The sequence below is a fragment of the Erysipelothrix urinaevulpis genome (assembly GCF_009828835.1).
GTDB classification, from domain to species: Bacteria; Bacillota_I; Bacilli_A; order Erysipelotrichales; family Erysipelotrichaceae; genus Erysipelothrix; species Erysipelothrix urinaevulpis.
In genome coordinates, this window is the sequence record NZ_WTTB01000001.1 from 232583 (window position 1) to 255781 (window position 23199).

24 protein-coding genes are annotated in these 23199 nt (G+C 34.2%); 18 read left to right on the top strand and 6 right to left on the bottom strand.

Going from position 1 to position 23199, the window contains the following annotated elements; genetic code table 11:
• Positions 1–61: 61 nt before the first annotated feature.
• The 5 genes from GVV10_RS01250 to GVV10_RS01270 are packed head-to-tail and all read right to left on the bottom strand — an operon-like array spanning position 62 to position 4538.
• Positions 62–1024, bottom strand: coding sequence for a beta-ketoacyl-ACP synthase III (locus GVV10_RS01250; RefSeq protein WP_159518720.1), 963 nt, complete (start codon positions 1022–1024; stop codon positions 62–64).
• Positions 1014–1919, bottom strand: a complete 906-nt coding sequence (locus tag GVV10_RS01255; RefSeq protein WP_236261843.1) for an acetyl-CoA carboxylase carboxyltransferase subunit alpha — start codon at positions 1917–1919, stop codon at positions 1014–1016. Before GVV10_RS01255 ends, GVV10_RS01250 begins: the two co-directional genes overlap by 11 nt.
• A complete protein-coding gene (accD, locus tag GVV10_RS01260; RefSeq protein WP_159518722.1) occupies positions 1916–2773 on the bottom strand; it encodes an acetyl-CoA carboxylase, carboxyltransferase subunit beta in 858 nt (285 codons plus the stop codon). The genes GVV10_RS01255 and accD overlap by 4 nt, the downstream gene beginning before the upstream one ends.
• Positions 2770–4128, bottom strand: coding sequence for an acetyl-CoA carboxylase biotin carboxylase subunit (locus tag GVV10_RS01265; protein ID WP_159518724.1), 1359 nt, complete (start codon positions 4126–4128; stop codon positions 2770–2772). Before GVV10_RS01265 ends, accD begins: the two co-directional genes overlap by 4 nt.
• The gene (locus tag GVV10_RS01270; protein ID WP_159518726.1) at positions 4125–4538 is read right to left on the bottom strand and encodes an acetyl-CoA carboxylase biotin carboxyl carrier protein; all 414 of its coding nucleotides are present in this window, start codon (positions 4536–4538) and stop codon (positions 4125–4127) included. Before GVV10_RS01270 ends, GVV10_RS01265 begins: the two co-directional genes overlap by 4 nt.
• A gap of 86 nt (positions 4539–4624) precedes the next feature.
• On the opposite strand from GVV10_RS01270, the gene fabV reads away from it, so the two are divergent.
• Positions 4625–5788 (top strand): enoyl-ACP reductase FabV, encoded by a 1164-nt coding sequence (gene fabV, locus GVV10_RS01275; RefSeq protein WP_159518728.1) that lies wholly within the window; start codon positions 4625–4627, stop codon positions 5786–5788.
• 49 nt (positions 5789–5837) lie between these two features.
• Here fabV and GVV10_RS01280 read toward each other — a convergent pair whose 3' ends face one another.
• Positions 5838–6041 carry a hypothetical protein gene (locus GVV10_RS01280; protein WP_159518730.1) on the bottom strand — a complete coding sequence of 68 codons (204 nt, stop codon included), beginning with the start codon at positions 6039–6041 and terminating at the stop codon, positions 5838–5840.
• Positions 6042–6231: 190 nt separating this feature from the next.
• Between GVV10_RS01280 and GVV10_RS01285 the strand changes: the two genes are divergently transcribed.
• From GVV10_RS01285 to GVV10_RS01365, 17 genes are all read left to right on the top strand, one after another.
• Entirely contained in the window at positions 6232–8181 is a 1950-nt protein-coding gene (locus GVV10_RS01285; protein WP_159518732.1) for a BglG family transcription antiterminator, read from the top strand.
• A complete protein-coding gene (locus GVV10_RS01290) occupies positions 8181–8495 on the top strand; it encodes a PTS sugar transporter subunit IIB (RefSeq protein ID WP_201289963.1) in 315 nt (104 codons plus the stop codon). The genes GVV10_RS01285 and GVV10_RS01290 overlap by 1 nt, the downstream gene beginning before the upstream one ends.
• Positions 8496–8500: 5 nt before the next feature.
• Complete coding sequence (locus GVV10_RS01295) at positions 8501–8794, top strand: PTS lactose/cellobiose transporter subunit IIA (RefSeq protein ID WP_159518734.1); 294 nt, start codon at positions 8501–8503, stop codon at positions 8792–8794.
• A gap of 9 nt (positions 8795–8803) precedes the next feature.
• Complete coding sequence (locus GVV10_RS01300; RefSeq protein ID WP_159518736.1) at positions 8804–10123, top strand: family 4 glycosyl hydrolase; 1320 nt, start codon at positions 8804–8806, stop codon at positions 10121–10123.
• A gap of 18 nt (positions 10124–10141) precedes the next feature.
• Positions 10142–11449 (top strand): PTS sugar transporter subunit IIC, encoded by a 1308-nt coding sequence (locus tag GVV10_RS01305; RefSeq protein ID WP_159518738.1) that lies wholly within the window; start codon positions 10142–10144, stop codon positions 11447–11449.
• Positions 11450–12226 carry a carbohydrate deacetylase gene (locus tag GVV10_RS01310; RefSeq protein ID WP_159518740.1) on the top strand — a complete coding sequence of 259 codons (777 nt, stop codon included), beginning with the start codon at positions 11450–11452 and terminating at the stop codon, positions 12224–12226. It begins immediately after the preceding gene.
• Positions 12227–12414: 188 nt separating this feature from the next.
• A complete protein-coding gene (locus GVV10_RS01315; protein WP_159518742.1) occupies positions 12415–14367 on the top strand; it encodes a BglG family transcription antiterminator in 1953 nt (650 codons plus the stop codon).
• Between the two features lie 63 nt (positions 14368–14430).
• Entirely contained in the window at positions 14431–14697 is a 267-nt protein-coding gene (locus tag GVV10_RS01320) for a hypothetical protein (protein WP_159518744.1), read from the top strand.
• 117 nt (positions 14698–14814) lie between these two features.
• Positions 14815–15732, top strand: coding sequence for a LytTR family transcriptional regulator DNA-binding domain-containing protein (locus GVV10_RS01325; protein ID WP_159518746.1), 918 nt, complete (start codon positions 14815–14817; stop codon positions 15730–15732).
• A 120-nt stretch (positions 15733–15852) separates the two neighbouring features.
• Complete coding sequence (locus GVV10_RS01330; protein ID WP_159518748.1) at positions 15853–16707, top strand: ABC transporter ATP-binding protein; 855 nt, start codon at positions 15853–15855, stop codon at positions 16705–16707.
• Positions 16694–17416: an ABC transporter permease gene (locus tag GVV10_RS01335; RefSeq protein WP_159518750.1), complete on the top strand. Its 723-nt coding sequence runs from the start codon at positions 16694–16696 to the stop codon at positions 17414–17416. Before GVV10_RS01330 ends, GVV10_RS01335 begins: the two co-directional genes overlap by 14 nt.
• A gap of 60 nt (positions 17417–17476) precedes the next feature.
• Entirely contained in the window at positions 17477–18196 is a 720-nt protein-coding gene (locus tag GVV10_RS01340; RefSeq protein ID WP_159518752.1) for a CPBP family glutamic-type intramembrane protease, read from the top strand.
• Between the two features lie 196 nt (positions 18197–18392).
• Positions 18393–20267 carry a BglG family transcription antiterminator gene (locus GVV10_RS01345; RefSeq protein WP_159518754.1) on the top strand — a complete coding sequence of 625 codons (1875 nt, stop codon included), beginning with the start codon at positions 18393–18395 and terminating at the stop codon, positions 20265–20267.
• 8 nt (positions 20268–20275) lie between these two features.
• Positions 20276–20599 carry a PTS lactose/cellobiose transporter subunit IIA gene (locus GVV10_RS01350; protein ID WP_159518756.1) on the top strand — a complete coding sequence of 108 codons (324 nt, stop codon included), beginning with the start codon at positions 20276–20278 and terminating at the stop codon, positions 20597–20599.
• The gene (locus tag GVV10_RS01355) at positions 20599–20901 is read left to right on the top strand and encodes a PTS sugar transporter subunit IIB (RefSeq protein ID WP_159518758.1); all 303 of its coding nucleotides are present in this window, start codon (positions 20599–20601) and stop codon (positions 20899–20901) included. Before GVV10_RS01350 ends, GVV10_RS01355 begins: the two co-directional genes overlap by 1 nt.
• On the top strand, positions 20898–21932 hold the full coding sequence (locus GVV10_RS01360) for a tyrosine-protein phosphatase (protein WP_159518760.1): 1035 nt from the start codon (positions 20898–20900) through the stop codon (positions 21930–21932). Before GVV10_RS01355 ends, GVV10_RS01360 begins: the two co-directional genes overlap by 4 nt.
• 9 nt (positions 21933–21941) lie before the next feature.
• Complete coding sequence (locus tag GVV10_RS01365; protein ID WP_159518762.1) at positions 21942–23198, top strand: PTS sugar transporter subunit IIC; 1257 nt, start codon at positions 21942–21944, stop codon at positions 23196–23198.
• Position 23199 lies beyond the last annotated feature (1 nt).

Genomic DNA, 23199 nt, shown 5'->3' on the forward strand with positions numbered 1-23199 from the left:
CCTCCTATAATAATAGTTTGACATTCAAACTATATAATTGTTTTATTTGTTTGTCAATATTTTACATTTCCACAAGCGCTGTTCCGTAGGTTAAACCGCCACCAAAAGCGATAAGAATAATGGTCATTCCTTCTAAAATAGTGTCATCTTTCAGTCGTTCATCAAGAAGGATTGGGACACTAGCAGAAGAAGTATTCCCATAGTTTTCAATGTTTGTTAGAAATTTTTCAGAAGAGCAGTTCAAACTTCGTGCTGCACTTTCTAAAATTCGTTTGTTAGCTTGGTGGGCAACGATGTAATCAATCTCGTCGATGGTTAAAGAATTTTTTATAAGAATTTCTTTAATTGCTTGGGTAATAATTCTGGTTGCAAATTTAAAGACTTCGGGTCCTTTCATTTTAAAATATTCATGGGTAAAAGGTTTATTTTGGATGAATGGATTGGGTGTATGGGTCGCATTTTTCATAGTTATTGAGTCATTATTGTCAGCTTCACCGCCAAGAATACAATCAATGATTCCTTTATCTCCCAATTCAACAAGAACTGCTCCAGCACCATCACCAAATAATATAGACGTTGAGCGATCCTCGAAATTTAAGTATTGAGAGTTTTTGTCAACACCAATGACGAGAATTCGTTTATATATCTTTGCTAATAGATAAGCATTCGCTGTTTGCAAAGCAAAAAGAAAGCCTGAACAAGCAGCATTTAAATCAAATGATGCGATAGGTCTAGTTATATTTAAGTTTGCTCTGACTGCATTCGCAATCGTGGGGATAAACGTGTCAGGAGTATAACTGGCGACAATAATGCAATCGATTGATTCAACATCAATGTCGATACAGGCATTGTGTGCGGCTTGAGTTGCCATATAGGTCGCAGATTCTTTAGAGAATCGTCGTTGTCTTATTCCTGTTCGTTTTCTAATCCATTCATCATTGGTATCCATCACGGATTCAAAGTCTGTGTTGGTTATTTTTGTTTTAGGTAGATAATGGCCTGTTCGAATGATTTTAGTGTTCATGAATTACATCACCAAACTTTCTAAATCGATCATACCGGAGTTTTTTTAAACGATGAGATTTAAGTTTTGAAAGAGAATCTAATTCAGTGATTAATCGTTGTTTCATGTAATGGGTTACCTCTTCAAAGTCCTTATCTTCATAAATTATTTCATCGACGATTCCATGTTGTAACATATCTTTACTTGTTATCTTCATTGATTCTGCGGCATCACTTGCCTTGCTTGCATCTTTTAATAAGATTGAAGCAAAACCCTCAGGTGACAAAATACAGTAGATAGCATTTTCTAGCATCCATACTTGATCTGTGACAGCGAGTGCTAAAGCACCACCACTCCCAGCTTCTCCTAGAATGATTGATATAGTTGGTACACTCAGTTCCATCATTTGCATGAGATTTTGAGCAATTGCTTCACCTTGTCCACGTTCTTCGGCCTCAACACCTGGATATGCTCCAGGTGTGTTTATAAATGTGATAATAGGTCGATTAAATTTCTCAGCTTGTTTCATAAGGCGTAGGGTTTTTCGGTACCCTTCAGGATGGACCATGCCAAAATTTGCCTCGATATTATCCTGGGTATGGGTTCCCTTATTAATTCCAATGACAGTTACTGGAAGGGAACCTAAAAAGGCGATTCCACCATAAATAGCTTTGTCATCACCAAAATAACGATCACCGTGTAACTCAATAAAGTCGTCAAAAAGAGATGCAATAACTTCTTTTGTATTATAACGGTTTAAGTCACGTGCCATTTGTACATGGTCCCACGCACTCATTTTTGATTTGATTTCTTGTTTAAGGATTCCTAATGATTTTTCTAAATGACTTGTATCAAGGTTATCTTTTTTTAATAGTTTAATTTCTTTTTCTAAACGTTTGATTGTTGGATTCATCATTTCACCTCGTGTAATTCTAGAAGATGGTTTAATGTGTTCTTTAATTGTGTCCGATCAACAATTTTATCAATAAATCCCTTTTCTAATAAAAATTCTGAGCGTTGAAATCCTTCTGGTAAGTCGTGATTCATGGTTTGACGTATGACTCGAGGTCCTGCAAAGCCAATGAGTGCATTGGGTTCAGCTAAGATGATATCAGCCAACATGGCAAAACTTGCAGTCACACCACCCGTAGTTGGGTCAGTGAGTACATTAATAAAAAGACCGCCACTTTGATTGAATTTGCTCACAGCTCCACTTATTTTTGCCATTTGCATGAGACTTAATATACCTTCTTGCATCCGAGCACCTCCTGAAGCACTGAATATTAGGATAGGTTTCTTTTGTTTTTGAGCACGTTCAAATGCTCGGGTAATTTTTTCACCAACGACTGTTCCCATCGAACCCATCATAAAGTTTGGATCCATAATCACTGCAATAACAGATTTGTTCGCAAGAATTGCTTCGCCACAGACTACGGCATCATAGACACCATTTTCATCACTTAATGTTTCCAATTTTTCTTGATAACCTGGGAAATTAAGCGGATCTTTAGATTTGATGATATGATTAAAAACATTAAATTCATCAAAAATTAGCTTAATTCTTGCTGCAACATGCATTCTTAGATGGTGGTTACATTCCGAGCAGATCCAGTTATTTTGATAAAAATGAACTGTTTCTTCAACATAATCACATTGAGGACATTTGTCGTAAAGACCATCTGGTATTTCTAAATGATTTTCAATACTGTCAGTATCTTTATGTGCATCAACTTTTTCTTTTCGACTTTTGATGTTACTTAAGAGTGTCATTGAATTTCTCCTTTCAAGAATTTCTCAACAAGCGATGTATCATAATTATTATCAAGAAAGGCTTCACTTAAAAGGATTTCAAGTTGAAATTCTTGATTTGTTTTTATGCCTTCGATATTTAGTTCTTCCATTGAACGGATTGCTTTTTCAATAGCATCCTCTCGAGAACTTGAGTGGACAATAATTTTCGCAATCATTGAATCATAAAACGGTAAAATGGTGTAACCTTGATATAAAAAAGAATCAACACGTATGCCATGTCCTCCAGGAAAATGAATGGCACCAATCTTACCTGATACTGGTTTAAACTTATCGTAAGGATCCTCAGCATTGATGCGTAATTCAAGGGAACAGCCATTAATTTTTAAATCACTTTGAGTGACAGAGAGACGTCGTCCTTCAGCAATCCTAATTTGCTCTTTGATAAGATCAACACCCGTAATTTGTTCGGTAATAGGGTGTTCAACTTGAATGCGTGTATTCATTTCAATAAAATAAAAATTCTCATCTTTATCCATTATAAATTCTAAGGTTCCTGCTGATTCATACTGAATAGAGTGTGCCGCCTTAAGTGCAACATCATATAATTTTTTCTGTGTTGCGGGCTTGATGTTATGAGCTGGTGCTTCTTCAATCATTTTTTGATTGTTACGTTGCACTGAACACTCTCTTTCGAATAGATGTACAATATTTTCATGTTTATCGCCCAAAATTTGTACTTCGATGTGTCGTGGGTTTTCGATGAATCGTTCCATGTAGACAGATCCATCACCAAAGACTGTCTGTGCTTCTAAGACGGCTTGTTGATAAGCATGACTTAGCGATTCTTTGTCATAACAAATCCTCATACCTTTACCGCCACCTCCCGCTGTCGCTTTAACAAGCAGTGGAAAGCCAATGTGCTTGGCCTGTTGATGAGCCTCATCAAGATTTGAAACAAGACCCTTAGACCCTGGAACAATTGGAACACCTGCAGCACGTATTGTTTCTCTTGCACTTTGTTTATCACCCATCAACTCAATTGTTTTGTAGTGAGGACCGATAAATTCAAGACCAAGATGGTGACATGCTTTCGCAAAACTTGCATTTTCACTTAAGAGTCCATACCCAGGATGAATGGCTTGAGCTTGTGTGTTTATAGCAGCTTGAAGGATTGCATTCTTATTCAGATAAGAGTTTATTAAACGATGATCACCAATACACACAGCTTCATCGGCTAACATGACATGCAACGAATCTTTATCCACAGTCGAATAAATAGCAACAGATTTGATATTCATTTCCCGCAAAGACCGAATAATTCGAATCGCAATTTCACCCCGATTAGCGATCAATACTTTTTGGATGAGTTTCATTGAATTAAAAATAATGGCTGATCATAATCAACCATCTCTCCATCTTTTAAGTATATTTCACCAATGTTCCCGTCTTTATGTGCTTTGATTTCATTCATGACTTTCATGGATTCGATGATACAAAGTGTTTGTCCTTTTTTTACAGTTTGATTGACAGATACAAAGGATTCATCCGTAGGCGCAGGTTTTGAATAATACACACCCACCAATGGTGACTTGACCTTATCGTTTTCATCGATAATATCGACAGGGTTAGTACTTGATTTTTCTGCTATAACAGGTTGCGAGACATGCAATCCTTCTTTTGCTTTGTGTAAGCAGAGTTCAAAATTTTTATCTTTATACGATAGACTTTCAAGATTTGATTCTTCGAGTATTTGCATTAGTTTTTCTATATTTTCTAAATTCATTGTGACCTCCCAAACTTATTAGTTTGATAATCAAAGTAAAACATAATATAATAAATATTGCAATACTTTTAATGAGGAGGACGAGTATGAGTCTAAAACCAATGATCCGTGAGGGTGTCGCATTAAACGCCCATCCCTTAGGATGTAAACAAAATATTATAAATCAAATTAATGAACTTAAAGATTATGAAGTAATTCAAGAGAAACCAATCAATGTATTAATTATTGGAGGAAGTTCAGGCTATGGATTGGCCAGTCGAATCGCACTGACATTCAAAGGCAATGCATACACTTATAACGTTAGTTATGAAAGAGCTGCAAGAGGTCGTGGAACAGCATCTGCTGGATATTATAACAATCATTTCTTTGAAGAGATAGCACAGCAGCACGGCTTTGAAAGTGATGATTTAAACGCAGATTGCTTTGCACATGAAACAAAACAAAGAGTGATTGATGATTTAAAAAGCAAGAATAAAAAGATTGATTGTGTTATTTATTCAGTGGCAAGTGGCATAAGAATAGATCCTGACACCCAAAAGAAATATGTCTCCAGTCTCAAACCAATTAACCAACCATACACCGGAACAACCATTGATATCATGAGTAAAGAGTTAAAAACACAAACACTGCAACCAGCAACAGCTCAAGAGATTGAAGATACAATCAACGTCATGGGAGGAAGTGATTATTACTTATGGGCAAAAGCGTTAGTGGACGCTGATCTTATCAATGAAGGTTGTAAGTTTGTGACCTATACATATATCGGCTCATCGCTAACAGATCCGATTTATAAAGATGGCACGATAGGGCAAGCCAAACGAGATTTGGAAAAAACAAACAAAAAAATTAATGCCTTACTCAAACCCTATGATGGGGAAGCGATTATTAGTGCATCAAAAGCCGTAGTCACGAAAGCATCAGTTTTTATTCCAACGATGGCGATCTACGTCAGTGCATTATTCAAAGTTATGAAAGAAGAAAAAACTCATGAAACAATTACCCAACATAAATATAGATTATTCAAAGACCGAGTGTATGGTCAGCAAAATACTCATGACATATACCGTTTAGATAAGTATGAATTACAGGCTCAAAGTCAAGTCGAAAAAATATTAGCGAAGTTCCAAGATGATGAATTTCTTGATATGATTGAATTTAAATACTTTAAACAAGACTTTTTGAATATGAACGGTTTTGACGTTGACAACTGTGATTATTCCCTTGATGTGAGTGAATATATAAAAATATAAAGTAAAAAACCAGATTGTCTTCCTCTTCAGGGAAACTTAATCTGGTTTTTTATTTAGGTTCTAAAAGGTTATAAACGATGAAAAAACTAATCACAAAGAGTAAAAATATTAAAATCCAAACACATAAACTAAGGATATAAAAGAGTTTTTTTGACATTGTAAAATTATAGTCATCATAGTATTCATCCAGTAATTTGTTTTTTCCCTTAAAAAAACCCACGATATTTTCAATCACACCACGCAAAGTGTCCATGTTTTTCCTCACCTTCATCTTAACGCTAATTTTATCATAGAAGATTAGGTAAACATAGAAAGAATAAATGCTAAAATGAAGTTAAGCTATACAAATTTTTAATTCTTTTCCTAAGAAAGCGCTTAGATTGGGAAATTAACTAGTTCGATAATACAGACAGAGATACATATAATGAAGATGGAGGGAGCCTATGAACACAAGACGTAGGAAGCTATTACAGATTTTATTGAATACGAATATATGGATGAATGGGGCAAGTTTAGCAGATATTTTTAGGGTATCAGCTCGAACAATTCGGACAGATATAAAAGAAATCAATACAATGATTGCGGAGTATGGGGTAAGGATTGATTCTGATATCAAAAGGGGCTATTTCATAGAACCAGACCAAAAAGATATTTTGAATAAAAATGGGGATTCAATTACAGGAAAGGGTGAAGATGCGTTTCCACAAACTCCAGAAGAGCGTGAAAATTATATGCTTTATCGATTGTTGTATATGGATGATTATCTGTCGACTGAACAACTCGCCACAGAATTATTTGTTTCCAAGGCGACGGCTTATTTAGATTTAAAAAGAATTGAGAAAAAATTTGAACAAGCAGTCGGATGTCAATTAATAATTGATAGTGGTGTTGGAATTAAAGTTTCGGGTAAAGAGAAAGATCGTCGTATTATGATTACAAATACGATTAGACAAACAAATAAATATGATTTGACCTTTGATTCTTCATTTTACTACGAACGAAAGATTGACCCTCAAGATGTAGAAGATCAGCTTATTTCCATTTACGAAATGCTCATTAATCAATTAAACCGATATGAATGTAGCATGGTTGATAAAGACATGGTTTCTTTGGCAAAAGAGGTGTACATATCACTTCAAAGGATTAGAGAAGGTCATCAAATTAAAGCCAACGATAAACAGCCTTCGTTGTTAATGAATATCATTAATGACTTTTGCTCAAGTTTAGAACTTCGCTTTGAATTGACGATAAATACTTATGAACGAATGTTTATTCAGGATAGTTTTAATTCTAAACGTTTGCTTTCTACTGGACATAGCTTGACTCTAGGATCATCCAAGGAAAATGATATACTCGAAGAGTTTTTAAGTGAAGTAAAAAATGAGTACTCATTGGACTTAGGTAGTAGTGAAAACTTTGAAAAAAACTTAAAGACGCATTTAGGACCGATGATTGCTAGAATACAAACAAATCAAATGGAAAACAGTAATGTAACAGAGCAGATAAAGAAAAAATACCCGTTTGCTTATGTGATATCGACTAAAATTCTGCCAATTATTTATGCAGAGACAAATGTAATTATCAGTGAAACAGAATTATCATATATTGCGTTACACGTTGCTGTTGCCCTTGATGATATCTTTGTTAAGAAAGATTTATTGGTGGTTTGTGGGTCTGGATTTGCAACCGCTAGGCTTATTAAAAAAGAACTAAATTCACGATTGAGTCCTTATGTTAATCAAATCAATATAATTTCATATTTTGAGTTTGATAACTTAGAACCTTCCGAAATTAAAGAGGAAATAATTGTGACATCTGTACCAATACATAAAAATATTAAAGACAAACCGATTATTCTAGTGAATCCAATCTTAACATTACAAGATCTAAAAAACCTTGAAAAGGTTATTGGGAATGTTGGAACAATCGATGATGATGCACGCGAAGAACTCATAACTTATTTCCCTAAAGAACTCTATCGAATTGAAAAACAAGATAAAAGTTATTTAGCTTTAGTGAAAACCATGGTTATGAACTTATATCATCATAAATATATTGAGAGTGCAGAAAAATTTTATGAATCCGTTTTAGAAAGAGAGAAAATATTCTCGACTGTTTTAGATAATGGTATTGGTATTCCTCATCCAATGGTTTCAATGTCCCGAGAGAGTGTGGTGTCGGTTGCCATTATTCCAGAAGGATTGAAGGTCGATGATAAGACAGTGTATATTGTTCTATTATTTTCAGTTAATAGTAAAGAATTAGCCAAGTTATCAGTGTTGTATGACTATTTAGAATATCTTGCTGAAATTAATTATTCAAAACCATTACCAGAAGAACTATTAAACTATGAAACAATGATTGAATTTTTAGCAAAGAAGGGAGAAATATAATGAAAATATTATTACTGTGTTCTGTAGGGATGTCCACAAGCTTAATTGTAAGTAAAATGAAAAAATCTTTACAAGAAGATGAACAGGATTGGGTTATTGAAGCATGGCCAGTTGACTCTTTTGATGATATTGGGCCAAGTTATGATGTCGTTTTACTTGGACCCCAAATGTCATATAAAAAAGATGAACTAACTGAAAAAGCAAATGGTTTTGGAATTCCACTTCAAATTATTGATCCTTTCTTGTATGGCATTGCAGATGGGGAAAAAATATTAGAAATGGCAAAAGAAATGAAAGAAGAAAGTATGAAGTAAAGTATATGGAAAATGATGATATTGATATGAACCAAGCAGCATTGCAGATAATCTCTTTATCAGGTAGTGCGAAAAGTTATGCTATTGAATCAATCAGAGAATATAAAATGAACAATAGCGAACGAGCCAATGATTTATTAAATGAGGCACAAAACCTCATTAAGAAGGTACATAACATTCAAAAAGAGATTCTTGAAGAGGGCATGGATAATCATCCAACGCTCATCATGATTCATGCTCAAGATCATTTAATGACAACGATGTTATTGCTTGATGTTATTAAGGAAATTTTGGTTTAAAGGAGAAAAATGAAAAAGAAAATAGTAATTGTTGGTGGTGCGAGTAGTTTTACTCCTGGAATATTTAAGAGTCTACTCGTTAACCGAAAAGACCTCAGTTTAGAGGAAGTATATTTACAAGATATTGATGAAGAAAAATTAAATATTATGGGACAGTTTTGTCAGATTATGGCAAAAAAACATGCACCATCTATTAAAGTGAACTGGGGATTAGAACGAAAAGATGCATTTATGAATGCTGATTTTCTATTAGTTCAAATTAGACCTGGTGGATTAAAACAACGGGAATTGGATGAGAAGATACCTCTTCAATTTGACTTAATCGGTCAAGAAACCTGTGGTCCTGGTGGTTTTGCTTTTGCAATGAGAACGATTCCAGCTATGATTGAAATCGCAAAAGACGTGGTAAAGTACTGTCCAGATGCATGGGTTCTAAATTACAGTAACCCTGAAGCAATGATTTCAGAAGCGTTGATGAGAGCAGTTCCAGAAGCAAAAGTGATGTGTCTTTGTGACATGCCAATCGGACAAGAATTAGGATTAGCAAACTTAATAGGAAAAGAACATCATGAATTAACTTTTGATTATTATGGTTTAAATCACTTTGGTTGGTTTACTAAAATATATGATAAAAATGGTCATGATTATGCACAAGATATAATCCAAGGGGTTAAATCTGGACAATTAAATGATTTAAAGCCAGAAGAAAGTGCACGTGATGAGTACTGGGATGATGTCTTTGAAAGAATCATGAAAATGATTGAATTCTTTCCAGATGCCATACCTTTAACATACTTACAATATTATTTATTTCCAGATGATATGTTGAAAACAATGGATCCAAACTATTCAAGAGCAAATTATGTCATGGATACACGTCATAAAGATGTGTTTGAAGAATGTAAGCGAGTTATTCGAAATAATAGTATCGATGATTCTGAGTTAGATACCAACGCTCATGGTGATTATATTGTCGGTGTAGCTATTTCAATTGCTAACGATTTAAAGAATCGATACATCGTGAATGTTCCCAATTATGGCAGTATCTCTAACTTTAGAGATGATGTTATTGTGGAAGTGCCATGTTATGTTGGAGCGAATGGACCTGATGCTATTGCAGTGGGAGAAATTCCTGATTTTCAAAAATCGCTTATGGAAATAGAAAAAGGATATGAAGTCTTAGCCGTAGAAGCATGTTTAGAAGGATCATATGAGAAAGCATTAAAAGCATTAACGCTTAATTTAACAATTCCAAATGCAAATAAAGCAAAATTAGTCTTGGATGCGTTAATTGAAGCTAATCAAGGGTATTTCCCTGATTTTAAATAAAATAGGAGGAGAATAGCAATGAATTTTGAGAAGATTAGAAATTTTATTGAGAAAAAATTAGTACCGATAGCAACAAAATTTGGTAATCAAAAATATGTAAAATCCATTAGTAATGCTCTTATTATTACCATACCATTAACAATTATTGGGGGTATTTCCCTCTTAGTCGCTTCCCCACCAGTGGACCCTACGATGGTAAAACCTACAAATATATTGTTCAAGTTTTTACTTGCTTGGTATGATTGGGCGGTTGCTAATGGAGAAGCGATTATTACACCCTTTGTCATGACCATGGGAATAATGTCACTCTTTGTGGCTGGTGCAGTTGCCTATAACTTAGCTAAGCACTATAAAGCAAAAATTAATACAATTGATCCATTTTCAGCAAGTATGATTTCAATGGTTGTGTTCTTGCTTGTTGCAGCACCTGCAACAGAAGGAGCAATGCCAGTAAGATTATTGGATGCGAAAGGGTTCTTTACAGCGATGCTCATTGGGGTTCTAACCGTTGAAATAACACGTTTTTTACTCGAGCGAGATATCCGAATTAAGATGCCAGAAGGTGTACCACCTGCAGTATCTGCAACATTTACATCTTTAATACCATTAATCGTGAACGTATTATTGTTCTATATTATTAACCTTGTCAGTATTTCATTTACAACTTTATCCATTCCAGAATTAATTTTCAAAGTCTTAACACCAGTATTAGAAGGAACAGATAGTGTCTGGTTCCCAGTCATCTTGATGTTTATTTCTCATGTGCTTTGGGTTGTTGGGATTCATGGTGGTGCAGTAACAAGTGGAATTACATCAGCTGTTTATACATCAAACTTAATGGCAAACTCAGCAGCAAAAGCTGCCGGTCAACCATTACCATTCATTATGACAGGACCTCTTTCAGTATATATTGTGGTCATGGGAGGAGCAGGAGCAACCTTGGGGCTCATGTTCTTAATGTTACGAAGTAAATCTAAACAATTAAGAACAGTTGCTAAAGTTGGAATGTTACCAGGTTTATTTGGGATTAATGAGCCTATTATTTTTGGAACTCCAATTATCTTAAACCCAATTATCGCTATTCCATTTATTTTAACGCCACTGATAAACTCATTTATAGGCTTTTATGCAACCAAATGGGGCTTTATTGGACGTGCATATATTGCGGTTCCTTGGACAACGCCACCATTCATAGGGTTGCCCCTAGCAACAATGGATTGGAGAGCATTCTTCTTAGTTCTAGGTGTTATCGTGATTGATATTATTATTTATTATCCATTCTTTAAAGCGTATGAAAAAACATTGGTTGAAAGAGAGAATCAGTAAATGAAATTAATTATTAAAGCCGATGACTTTGGTTCTACCCCAGGAGTCACGGATGGAATTGCTAAAGGAATCGTTGACGGAATTGTACGTGATACATCGTTATTAGCCAATTCAAAAACGTTAGATTATGCCGTAAAAAAAGCTGAAGAAATTGGACTTTTAGCTTGCGGTCTTCATTTAACATTAACGTACGGATCACCCGTGTTACCAGCATCAGATTTGCCTAGTATAACAACTGAAGAAGGCAAGTTTTACCGAAATCCATCCTCAATTCCTAAAGATTATGATGTGAATGAAATTGAAAAAGAATTTAGAGCACAATTAGCTAAATTTAAAGAAACGGGACTGGAGTTAACTCACCTGGACTCACATCATCACGTCCATGCTTTATTGAATGATGAAGTTGTGGAAGTTGTAATGAAAATTGCATCAGAAGAGGGAGTTCCGGTTCGTCGCCAAAACGATACCCACATTCCTATGATGGAAAAATATGGTGTGAGAACAACGGACTATCTTGATCGACGATTTGGTGGGAACGAAGAACAATCAACCCTTGATCATTTAATCATGATATTAGATGAATATAAGGATAAAGATTGTACACTTGAAGTGATGACCCATCCTGGATTTGTTGATGATGAATTGATTGAAATATCAAGTTTTACGAGTCCACGAGAAACAGAAGTAGAAACTCTTACAAGTAAGGCTATTCAAGATTACATCAAAGAGAACGCTATAGAACTCATTAGTTTTAAAGCTATTAAAGATCAAAAATAAAATCTTGCACGAAAGGAATTGAAGCCCTCAATTCCTTTTTTTATCTTTAATGGTCATTTTTTGCTAATCGATGATAAACTAAAGGTAACGTTATATTTAAGACATTTCCTAGGTCGTAGACGATTGGGGGAAAATAACTAGTTCGATAATTAAACACATGAACCATATAATAAGGTTGGAGGGAGCCTATGAATACAAGACGTAGGAAACTATTAGAGATTCTATTGAACACAAATATTTGGATGAATGGACCCAGCCTAGCTGAAATCTTTAAAGTATCGGATCGCACAATTCGAACAGACATTAAAGAAATCAATTTGAAACTTGAAGCGTTTGATGTAAAAATCGACTCCGAGAGTCGAAAAGGCTATTTCATAAACCCAGCAGCAAAAGAAAAACTATTGAAACATATTAAAGTGATGAGTGAAGAGGATGAAGTGGGTCTTCCGCAAACCCCATCCGAGCGAGAAAATTACATCTTGTACCGATTACTGTACGAAGATGAGTATATTTCAACAGAGACTTTAGCTCATGAGTTGTTTGTATCCAAAGGAACTGCATACCTTGATCTAAAACGAGTAGAGAGTAAAATAGAAGGATTAGGGCAGTGTCAATTAATCATTGATAGTGGGATAGGAATAAAACTAGAAGGATCAGAGCAATCTAAACGAGTTATGATCTATAATACAATCAAACAAATCAATAAATATAAGCTGACATTTAATTCAGCATTCTTGTTTGAACGGAAGCTTAAACCGCAAAAAGCTGAAGAAGAGCTTATTTTGATTTACGAAATGTTAAAGCGTGAATTGAATTATTATGAGTGTGTCATGGTTGATAAGGATATGATTTCATTTTCAAAAGAAATTTTTATTTCTTTATTACGGATTGATGCCGGTTATGAGATTATAGACTACCCACAAGGACCACGATTGTTGATGAATATTATCAATGATTTATGCAATCGCATCGAAATGAGTTTTGAAATTATGTTAAACACAAACGAGAGAACCTTTATTCAAAATTGTTTTAATTCTAAACGGTTATTGGAAATTGGTACAGCGTTTAGTTTAGCAACAAGCAAAGAACAAGATATTTTCGATCGTTTTATACACATTGTTTTTGAAGAATATGAACTTAATTTAAATGAAAGTGATAACTTTGAAGCGAAACTTCTGACACATCTAGGCCCTTTAATGGTAAGGGTTCAATCAAGTCAGATGGAACATAGTGATGTGCCAGAGCAAATAAAGAAAAAGTATCCTTTCGCATATGTCATTTCAACAAAAATTATTCCAATCATTTATGAACAAACAGAAGTAATTATTAGCGAAACAGAACTTGCTTATATTTCACTTCATGTCGCGGTTGCTCTTGATGATTTATTTGTAAAAAAAGATATGTTGATTGTGTGTGGTTCAGGCTTTGCAACAGCAAGACTTATAAAAAAAGAATTGCAGTCCAAGTTAAGTCCTCATTTAAATGAGGTCAATATTATGCCATACTCAGAATTTGTAGTTCTAGATCATCATGAAATTAAAGAAGAAATAATTGTGAGCTCTGTCCCGTTTAGCCAAGAAATTAAAGGCAAAGCAACAGTTTTAGTTAATCCTATTCTAACCCCCCAAGATCTTAAAAATGTCGAAAAGGTTGTCGAAAATTTTGGGACAATCGATAATAATAAAAAGGAAAAAATTGAGACGTATTTTCCAAGAGAATTATACATGCGTCGCAATGCACCTTCAAGTTATTTAGAACTGATTGATACCATGGTTCTCAATCTCCACAAACAAGGATATATTGAAGATCCTAAAGCATTTTATAATTCGGTTATCGAAAGAGAAAATACATTTTCGACAGTTCTTGATAATGGCATCAGTATTCCCCACCCTATGATGTCAATGTCTAAACAAAGTGTTGTTTCAATTGCTGTGATCCCAGAGGGATTAAAAGTGAAAGACAAAACTGTATTCATGATTTTGTTGTTTTCGGTGAATAGTAAAGAAGTGAATAAATTAACAGTAATGTATGAGTATTTAGAGTATTTAGCAGAATTGAATTACACAAAACCTCTTTCGGTCGAATTATTAAATTACGATACCTTAGTCGATTTTCTAAGTAGAAAAGACGAAACATCTTGAGGTGTTCTCAGCTAGATTGTCATCAGGTATTTAGGCTAATAAAAAAAGAAAAGGAGCATTTAATTGTCAAGCGTATTTGAAGCATTAATGATTATATGTTTTGGTATTTCATGGCCATTATCAGTCATAAAAATACTACAAACAAAATCTATCGAAGGTAAAAGTACAGGATTTGTTGTCTTAATTCTATCGGGTTATGTCTTTGGAATTTTAGGAAAAGTCCTCTCAAACTCAATTAATTACGTTGTCGTATTCTATGTCATCAACTTGGTTGTTGTGAGTTTTGAACTTTACCTCCATATTCATTATAAAAATAAATTGAAGAACTAAGGGTCTAAAATTAATGACACTTAGTTCTTTTTATTAAAATGATGAGAATAAGAAGTCGAAAATTGAAAGACTTTTTAAATAAGTATATAATGAATATAAAATTAAAAGGGGACTGCCATGCATCAAATTGAATACTTAAAAAAATTAATTAGTGAGAAAAAGGTTGCCGTTAATCTTGAGTGTTCAGGAGAAGCATTTCATCAGGTGATTACAACACTTATACCGTTATTAGAAACGTCATCACTAACGTTTATAGCATTAGATGATAAAGCTTATGAAAATTTGAAAGTGAAGGATTACCTTGCGTTATTTGCTGATTTAAACAACAGTAGTAAGCAAGTTGACGATGTTTTAAAACTGACACAATTAGATGAATTAAAGAAAAAAAGAATCTCTACGCTTAATGAATCTGAATTTAAACGGATGATGCTAGCAAGGGCAGTCGTTTCTGAGACAGATTATGTATTTATGGAAGATCCGTTGGGGACGGTCGATAAGTCAACACAGAAACTAATTGTGCAAACATTAGAAACCATGTCTCAAGAAGGTGTTGGCATTGTGACCTCATCAGAATCATTTAGAAGAGTAATGTTGATGCCTGGTAACTCTTACCATCTTGTTGAGGGTGGTTTTATACCGATTTATGAATCGTTGGAACAAATGATTGGTGCTAATTTTTCTCAACAAAAAGATCTGAATTCTAGACTAGAAGTGAAGACAGAAGGTAAAACTATTTTTGTTCCCATTCAAGATATTTATTATGCTGAGAGTATCGATTCAGTGTGTCATATTTACATTAAAAATTCTCTTGTTGCAACACAATTTACGTTAGAAGAACTGAGTCGAAAGTTGGAGAGTTATAATTTTTATCGATCCCATAGATCGTATTTAGTGAATCTTTTGTATGTGACGGAGATTCAGCAATGGACTAAAAACAGTTATGTTATTTCTTTGGATAGTTTGGAGGATTTAACGATACCGTTGAGTAAACGGCGATATCAAGACTTTCTTTCACAGCTCCACTCAGCGTCATAAGGGTGCCACTGAGATAAAAATAGAATAATTGGGCCTTGATCTGACGTCGTTGGGCCTTTTTTTATTACTTTTTATAATCTTTGGTGTATAGTTTGATTGTTCGTGAAACAGGAGGAAAGTATGAAAGAAATATTAAAATTAAAGAATGCTTCAGTTAAATTTAAAGAAACACTCGCTTTAAATGACTTATCATTTTCGGTCTACGATAATGAAATATTTGGCTTCTTAGGACCCAGTGGCGCTGGGAAAACAACTGCCATTAAAGTTTTAACGAAGCAATTAAAATTAAATAATGGGAGTGCTTATTTATTTAATCAATCACTGGAGTCATTAGGTAATTCAGTGTATGACACCTTAGGGATTATGACTGATTCAAACGACATTTACGAGGGTTTATCCGTTTTAGAAAATTTAAACTTATTTGCTGATTTGAGAAATGTTGACCGTAACCAAGTCGAATTGTTGTTGAGACAAGTTGGACTGTGGGAAGATCGAAGTAAATTAGCCAAGAAGTTATCGAAGGGAATGCGTCAACGTCTCATTTTATCAACGGCGCTTATTCATAAACCCAAGATATTGTTCTTAGATGAGCCAACAGCGGCATTGGATCCCAAGACAACGTTGGAAATTCATACCATTCTACGAAATTTAAACCAAGAAGGGACGACTATTTTTCTTACCACTCATTCAATGGATGAGGCAGAAAAATTATGCGATCGCATTGCCTTTTTAGACCAAGGTGAAATTATGGAAATTGGTAGTAAAGATGAATTAAAATTAAAATATGCACAAAATAAAATTAATGTGGTTTATGCATCGGGAACAAGGAAATTGTACGAAAAAAGTAATGATGGATTGGCACAGATTTTAAATGATGGTAAAGACGATGACATCTTAACAATTCATTCGGTTGAACCCTCGTTAGAGGATATTTTCTTAGATGTCACAGGGAGGTCTGATTATGAACTTGCGTAAATGGAAAGCACTAATTAAGAAAGATTTTAAACTAACCCTAAATAATAAAAGTATATTTTTTGTTTTTATTATGCCGGTATTGTTTGCGGTTATCTACAAATACTTGTTGGTTGAAGGAAGTAACGATCCTCATGTAAAAGAGATGGTGTTATCACTCGTAACGATGCTAGGGTTTGGTGTTATTGGTGCTTCATCAATGGCTATTACGATTGCGGAAGAAAAAGAAAAGAAAACACTTCGATCGTTAATGCTTTCAGACGTATCAGGTTTAGAGTTTGTGATTAGTAAGCTGGTTGTCATGGTCATTTTATTTATGATCTCGATGATTGCTTGTTATGTAATTTTAGGAGCCGCGATTTCTGGTTTACCACTTTATTTGTTGAATGTTTTAATGACAACTCTAGCCCTTTTGTTATTTAGTTCTGTGATTGGTATTTTGTCACCAACTCAACAAACAGCAGGCTTATTGGGGATGCCTGTGATGTTTCTATCAATGCTGCCAATTTTTGCAATGATGTCTGGTGAGGAGTTTATGATAACAATCATGAAATTCATTCCAACGGGACCGATTATGTTTTTTATGAATCCTGGTCTTCTTGAGCAGTTTGATTATTCATTGTTTATTGGTTATTTAACCATCACTTTATGGATTGTTATTGGCTTAGCTGTCTTTGGCTATTTCTATCATAAAAAAGGCTTTGATAATTAGTTGAGATTCATCTCAACTTTTTTTATGGTAAACTTGAAGAAGAATGAAAGGCAGGAACTGATGAAAAAAAGAGACTTAATATTAATAATTATAATATCAGGCATTTCAGGATTTATGTTAGTTTACCAACAAATAAACACGTTGCCACCCTCAATGTTAGACGTTGCGATTGCACAATTAGGATCTTTAGAAATGTTGCTGTTTGTCGGTGTAATTCAAATTATAGTGATGACGTTGATAGCTTATGGTGTTGGGAGTGTTCTCGCTCCAAAGACAAATTTAAAGGTTTCGTTCGTTTTTGAACGGGATGTATTTATTAAAGTTATCATCATGAGTTGTGTCGTAGCACTTCTAAATACTGGATTAGAATGGTTTGTTTTTCAACCATACCTTGGTGAACTTCAACCCTATCAGTTCTCATGGACATTCTTTATTGCAAGTTTATTATACGGTGGTATCATCGAAGAAATACTACTGAGATTTGGTGTTTTAACACTCATTGTGTGGTTGACCCAAAAGATATTAAGAAGTGATCATGTTGGAACCTATATCTTTGCAGTTGTAATATCATCCTTGATTTTTGCATTAGGGCATCTTCCTGCAGCGTCCGTGATATTTGGCTTAAGTCTAATCATTGTGATCCGAATTCTACTCTTGAATTTTGTACCGGGACTCTTATTTGGTTGGCTTTATTGGAAATATGGTCTGTGTTATTCAATGCTTAGTCATGTCTTGGTTCATGTTTTTACTCAAATTATATTCTTACCCATATTATTTTAATAAAAGTACGTTTAATCAAAAACGTACTTTTTATGTGGAATGAACTTTAATGGATGACCATCGTAGACCTTCTAATTGTCTTACGTTAAAATAAAAGATACAAATGTTAAAGAGTCTAGTCAGGTTCCTTAGTTGATGGTAAGCCTTCATACTGTAACCGGTTTAATCTTTGATATTATACAAGTGAGGTGAGTTTATGGTTTCGCAAAGAATCCTAGAATTACTAAAAATGAACATTGGTGAAGACCGTTACTTAACCAGTGTTGAATTAAGCAAAGAGCTGAATGTCAGCCCTAAAACAATTCTTAACAGAATTGCTCAATTAAATTCAACTTTACCGCTAAACACTGCAGAGATTAAAGGAATTCCCGGTAAAGGATTTGAGTTATTGATTCAAAATCAGCATAAATTTGATTTGTTTATGAATCAATTCAACAAAGAACATGAATTATTGAGTAATCGTGATGTAAGGCTTGATGAAATTGTTTCGTTAGTTTTGGATGAATCAGAGCTTATTAACACGGATCGATTAGAACGTGAATTGTTTATTTCAAGGTCTCAAGTGTTCAGTGATTTAAAAATTCTACGAAAGCAACTTGAGTCTTATGACATTACCTTAGAGAATACTCGTCATGAAGGAATCAAGTTTGCAGGCCATGAAAATAATATTCGTAAGTTTATTGTTGATTACACTAACGATGGTTCGAATGGTTCAAAACTCATCTTAGAAAAACAAGTCATCATGATTAATAGAATTGTTATCCGTTTTTTTCAACGGTTAAATATTGAAGTTGCGGATTTCATTTTGGATAATTTAATTAACCATATTATTGTCATGGTACACCGTATAAATACAAATAATATTCTTGACTTAGAATCAATGAAGAGTGATGATGATTCTTTACTTTATCATTATGCTCAAGCTCTATACAAAGATTTAGAAAGTGTGATAGGGCCAAGGGTTTATGAAAGTGAAGTTCGTTATTTGATGATTCATTTGTCAGGGAAAATATTTATTCCAAGTCTTGAGAAAAATGCAGTGGCAATGCATGCTGAGAATCTTGTGGATGGAATGTTGGAACGAGTAAACGATGAGCGAAGTGTTGATTTGACTCGAAATCAAAATTTACGTGTATTGCTGGTTCATCATACAATTCCTTTGGTTCATCGTTTAGAGCATAACTTGTCAATGAGAAACGAGTTGTTAAGCGATATTAAATCGAAATTTATTGCTGCTTATGATTTAGCGAATGTCGCAAGTCAAGTGATCAATGAATACTATGAAATTGTCTTAGATGAAAATGAAATCGGTTACTATGCCTTGCATTTTCAAGTTGCTATTTCAAAAAAACTAAGTAAAAAAGATACGTTTGATATCTTGATTGTGTGTTCATCAGGTAAAGGGACTTCTCAGTTATTAAAACATCAATTCCTATCAGAATTTGAAAACTTTATCAATACCGTTGAAACAACGAGTTTAAATGCAATGGATCAATTAGATTTGAAAAAATATGATTATATCTTTAGTACAATTCCAATTCGAAATCAAGGTGTCTTTGTCATCCCACATTTTCTGGATGAACGTTCCATAGGAACAATTAATGCGGTATTTAAAGACGAGACATATGGACTCATTGATATTCTTGATTATTTCCCTGAGTCACTATTCTTATCACTTGTGAAGGCAAGCAGTAAGGAAGAAATCATGGAACGAATGGTTGGAAAAATCAAAGAAGTGAAGGATGTTCCGACTAACTTCATGGAAGAAGTGTTAAATCGTGAAGCTATCTCGAGTACAGACTTAATGGATGGTGTGGCATTTCCACATCCTAACACGCCACTTACAGATGATACGTTTGTGAGTGTATGTATTCTAGAAACACCTGTTCAATGGGGAAAACATAAAGTCGATGTTGTTTTTATGGCTTCAATTGAAAAAGGTGACATGAAGGATTTACAACGGTTTTATCGGGTTATGTCTAAACTAATTACGAACAAAAAGTATTTAGAGAAACTTGTAAAAAATCCAAGTTATGAAAATTTTAAAGAGATTATTTTACAAATAGATTAGAGGTTATTATGAATGATTATTCCGCAAGTTTTAAGATAATTCTTCACGCAGGAAATTCTAAGAGTAAAGCAAGAGAAGCAATTAAACTTGGGAGAACAAAAGAATTTGAAGAAGCTGATCGGCTTTTAAAACAAGCTCGTTTAGAATTGAATCAAGCACATCAAATGCAAACTGAGATTATACAAAATGAAATAAAGGAATCACAGACGTCAATTAATATGTTGATGGTTCATGCACAAGATCATGTGTCGAGTGCAGAAGTCGTTTTGGATATGGCACTGGAAATGAATGAAATCCGAAAGGAATTATCATTAATTAAGGAGGCTTTATAATGAATATATTATTAGTATGCGCAGGTGGAATGTCGACAAGTATCTTAGCTATGCATATGCAAGAGTATGCAGACAAACAAGATTTAGGGTACAAAATATGGGCAACAGATTATTCAACAATTAAAAGACATCGAAAGGATTTAGATGTTATTTTAGTGGGACCACAAGTTGCTAATTATATATCAGAAGTAAGGCGAATTGCCTTGGAAGGGACCAAAGTTGCAGTTATTAATGAAACTGCCTATGGCATGATGGATGGGGCTTTTATTGTTGAACAAATTCGAAGAGGTGAAATTGAATGATTACAATAACTGAGTTAGAATCAAGTGTTAAATTTAACATTGAAGAAGATGCGTTAATCAAAGTTTATGTTGGTTCTTTACCAACCGCTTCACTCGATGATAAACATTATTTAGGGACAATAAGTAAGGATAATAATGAATTAGAGAAACTGCATGATACGACGAGAAATTACTATGTTTTAGTCTTTAAAGATGGTCAAAAACAGCTTGTTGCTAATCGCTACATCAATTTAGATGGAACCCATAACCTACGTGATTATGGTGGTTATCCAACAAAAGATGGAAAGCATGTTAAGTGGGGCGTTCTTTTTAGAGGTGATCAATTGTCTGATTTAAGTGATGATGATATTGAACGTCTTGTTGACATGGAACTGCGAACCATTGTGGATTTTAGAAGTGACTTAGAAGCACGTAATTTTCCTAATAAATTAATTCCAAATACAAAAACGTACTCACTTGACCCCAATGCAACGACAGCACAGCTTGCTGCTGGATCTGTTGATGTTCAAGAAAAGAAAAACATGAGTACGATTGATTTATTGAAAGCAGGAACGTTTGATCCAAGTATTTATGGCAATCCAGAAGAGAATATGCTCCATGAATATAAAAAATTCTCTACATCAAAAGAAGCAATAGAAGCATACCAAAGCTATATCAGCTTGTTTTTAAAGGACGATACTTTGCCACTGCTTCAACACTGTCGTGGTGGAAAAGACCGCACTGGATTTGGAGTAGCAATTCTTCAACTTATCTTGGGAGTCGATGAAGAAAATATAATTCATGATTATGAATTATCAACGTACTATAAATCAGAGCGAAACAAACGCCAAATGAATCGATATCGTCAATACACAGATGATGAAGAAATATTAGAACTATTACATACAATGCAACTTTCAAAAGGGATTTATATGGAAGCGGCATTGAAACAAATTAAAGAAATATACGGTTCTTATGATAATTATTTTAAGGAAGCTTTAGCACTGAGTGATGAAGACCTTAATGCAATACGTCAAAGATTAACTGAATAGGAGAAAGAAATGAAATTTCAAGAAAAATTAGATAAACTGAACCAGACAATGTCAAAGGTTCAAACAAATAAATATTTACAAGCATTATCAGGGGGAATGATGTCACTCTTGCCAATCATGGTTATTGGCTCAATCAGTGCGTTGCTTAGTCAACTAAACATAGCACCCTATCAAGCATTTATCATGTCAACAGGAATTCATGCAGCATTAACGAAAATATTTACAGTAACCATGAATTTTATGGCATTATATGTTGTGTTCTTAATTGGTCATAAACTTGCGGAATCATTTGATGAAGATGGTTTACTAGCAGGTATGATTAGTATTATGGCTTTTATGATTATCACACCGCTAACAACATTTGATAAATCAACAGCATTAGAGATTACTTATTTAGGATCACGTGGTTTATTTGTTGGTATGATGAGTGCATTGATTGCTACTCGTATTTATGTGTTTGTGATTCAAAAAAATATCACGATTAAAATGCCAAACACCGTTCCACCTGTTGTAAGTAAGACATTTACAGCATTAATTCCCGCAATCTTTGTTGCAATAGTCTTTGGTATTATGAATGGATTATTCGCATTAACAAGTTATGGAAATGCTCATGCTGCACTTTTCGCAATCTTACAAGTGCCGTTACAATCAATGGGATCAAATATTTTCACAGTTGTTATTTTAGTCGCATTAATGGAAGTTCTATGGTTCTTTGGAATTCATGGAAGTAATGTTGTTAATCCGATTTTATTAACGGTCTTTTATTCAATGGATGTTGCTAACTTGGAAGCATTCCAAGCTGGAGCAACAGTCTTACCATATATCATCACAGTATCATTTATCCAAAATCAAAAAGGTCCACGTAACCTTGCATTGGCGATTATTTTATCTTTCAATACAAAGAGTCAACATTTAAAGAAAGTCGGTCGTTTAGGTTTAGTACCAGCATTCTTTGGAATTAGTGAACCATTGAAATTTGGTTTGCCAATGATTTTAAATCCAATTTTAGCGATTCCAATGATTCTAACACCAGTCGCAAGTGTCCTTCTTTCCTATGTCGCAATTGTTGTTGGTTTCTTACCTCAACCCAATGGTGTTAGTGTTCCTTCTGGAACTCCAGAATTACTACGTCCATTATTTACTTCTGGTGTAAGAGGAGTTATCTTTGGTCTCTTCCTTCTTGTCGTTTGTATGGTGATTTATTGGCCATTTGTTCGTGCATTTGACAAACAAAAATTACGCGAAGAAGCAGCGTTAGAGGCTTAAT

Coding starts and splice junctions, on each gene's coding strand:
- GVV10_RS01285 (WP_159518732.1), top strand. CDS start 6,232: ATGAACACAAGACGTAGGAAGCTATTACAGATTTTATTGAATACGAAT.
- GVV10_RS01290 (WP_201289963.1), top strand. CDS start 8,181: ATGAAAATATTATTACTGTGTTCTGTAGGGATGTCCACAAGCTTAATT.
- GVV10_RS01295 (WP_159518734.1), top strand. CDS start 8,501: ATGGAAAATGATGATATTGATATGAACCAAGCAGCATTGCAGATAATC.
- GVV10_RS01250 (WP_159518720.1), bottom strand. CDS start 1,024: ATGAACACTAAAATCATTCGAACAGGCCATTATCTACCTAAAACAAAA.
- GVV10_RS01350 (WP_159518756.1), top strand. CDS start 20,276: ATGAATGATTATTCCGCAAGTTTTAAGATAATTCTTCACGCAGGAAAT.
- GVV10_RS01270 (WP_159518726.1), bottom strand. CDS start 4,538: ATGAATTTAGAAAATATAGAAAAACTAATGCAAATACTCGAAGAATCA.
- GVV10_RS01355 (WP_159518758.1), top strand. CDS start 20,599: ATGAATATATTATTAGTATGCGCAGGTGGAATGTCGACAAGTATCTTA.
- GVV10_RS01360 (WP_159518760.1), top strand. CDS start 20,898: ATGATTACAATAACTGAGTTAGAATCAAGTGTTAAATTTAACATTGAA.
- GVV10_RS01330 (WP_159518748.1), top strand. CDS start 15,853: ATGAAAGAAATATTAAAATTAAAGAATGCTTCAGTTAAATTTAAAGAA.
- GVV10_RS01345 (WP_159518754.1), top strand. CDS start 18,393: ATGGTTTCGCAAAGAATCCTAGAATTACTAAAAATGAACATTGGTGAA.
- GVV10_RS01365 (WP_159518762.1), top strand. CDS start 21,942: ATGAAATTTCAAGAAAAATTAGATAAACTGAACCAGACAATGTCAAAG.
- GVV10_RS01305 (WP_159518738.1), top strand. CDS start 10,142: ATGAATTTTGAGAAGATTAGAAATTTTATTGAGAAAAAATTAGTACCG.
- GVV10_RS01255 (WP_236261843.1), bottom strand. CDS start 1,919: ATGATGAATCCAACAATCAAACGTTTAGAAAAAGAAATTAAACTATTA.
- GVV10_RS01300 (WP_159518736.1), top strand. CDS start 8,804: ATGAAAAAGAAAATAGTAATTGTTGGTGGTGCGAGTAGTTTTACTCCT.
- GVV10_RS01335 (WP_159518750.1), top strand. CDS start 16,694: ATGAACTTGCGTAAATGGAAAGCACTAATTAAGAAAGATTTTAAACTA.
- GVV10_RS01325 (WP_159518746.1), top strand. CDS start 14,815: ATGCATCAAATTGAATACTTAAAAAAATTAATTAGTGAGAAAAAGGTT.
- accD (WP_159518722.1), bottom strand. CDS start 2,773: ATGACACTCTTAAGTAACATCAAAAGTCGAAAAGAAAAAGTTGATGCA.
- GVV10_RS01310 (WP_159518740.1), top strand. CDS start 11,450: ATGAAATTAATTATTAAAGCCGATGACTTTGGTTCTACCCCAGGAGTC.
- fabV (WP_159518728.1), top strand. CDS start 4,625: ATGAGTCTAAAACCAATGATCCGTGAGGGTGTCGCATTAAACGCCCAT.
- GVV10_RS01265 (WP_159518724.1), bottom strand. CDS start 4,128: ATGAAACTCATCCAAAAAGTATTGATCGCTAATCGGGGTGAAATTGCG.
- GVV10_RS01315 (WP_159518742.1), top strand. CDS start 12,415: ATGAATACAAGACGTAGGAAACTATTAGAGATTCTATTGAACACAAAT.
- GVV10_RS01280 (WP_159518730.1), bottom strand. CDS start 6,041: ATGGACACTTTGCGTGGTGTGATTGAAAATATCGTGGGTTTTTTTAAG.
- GVV10_RS01340 (WP_159518752.1), top strand. CDS start 17,477: ATGAAAAAAAGAGACTTAATATTAATAATTATAATATCAGGCATTTCA.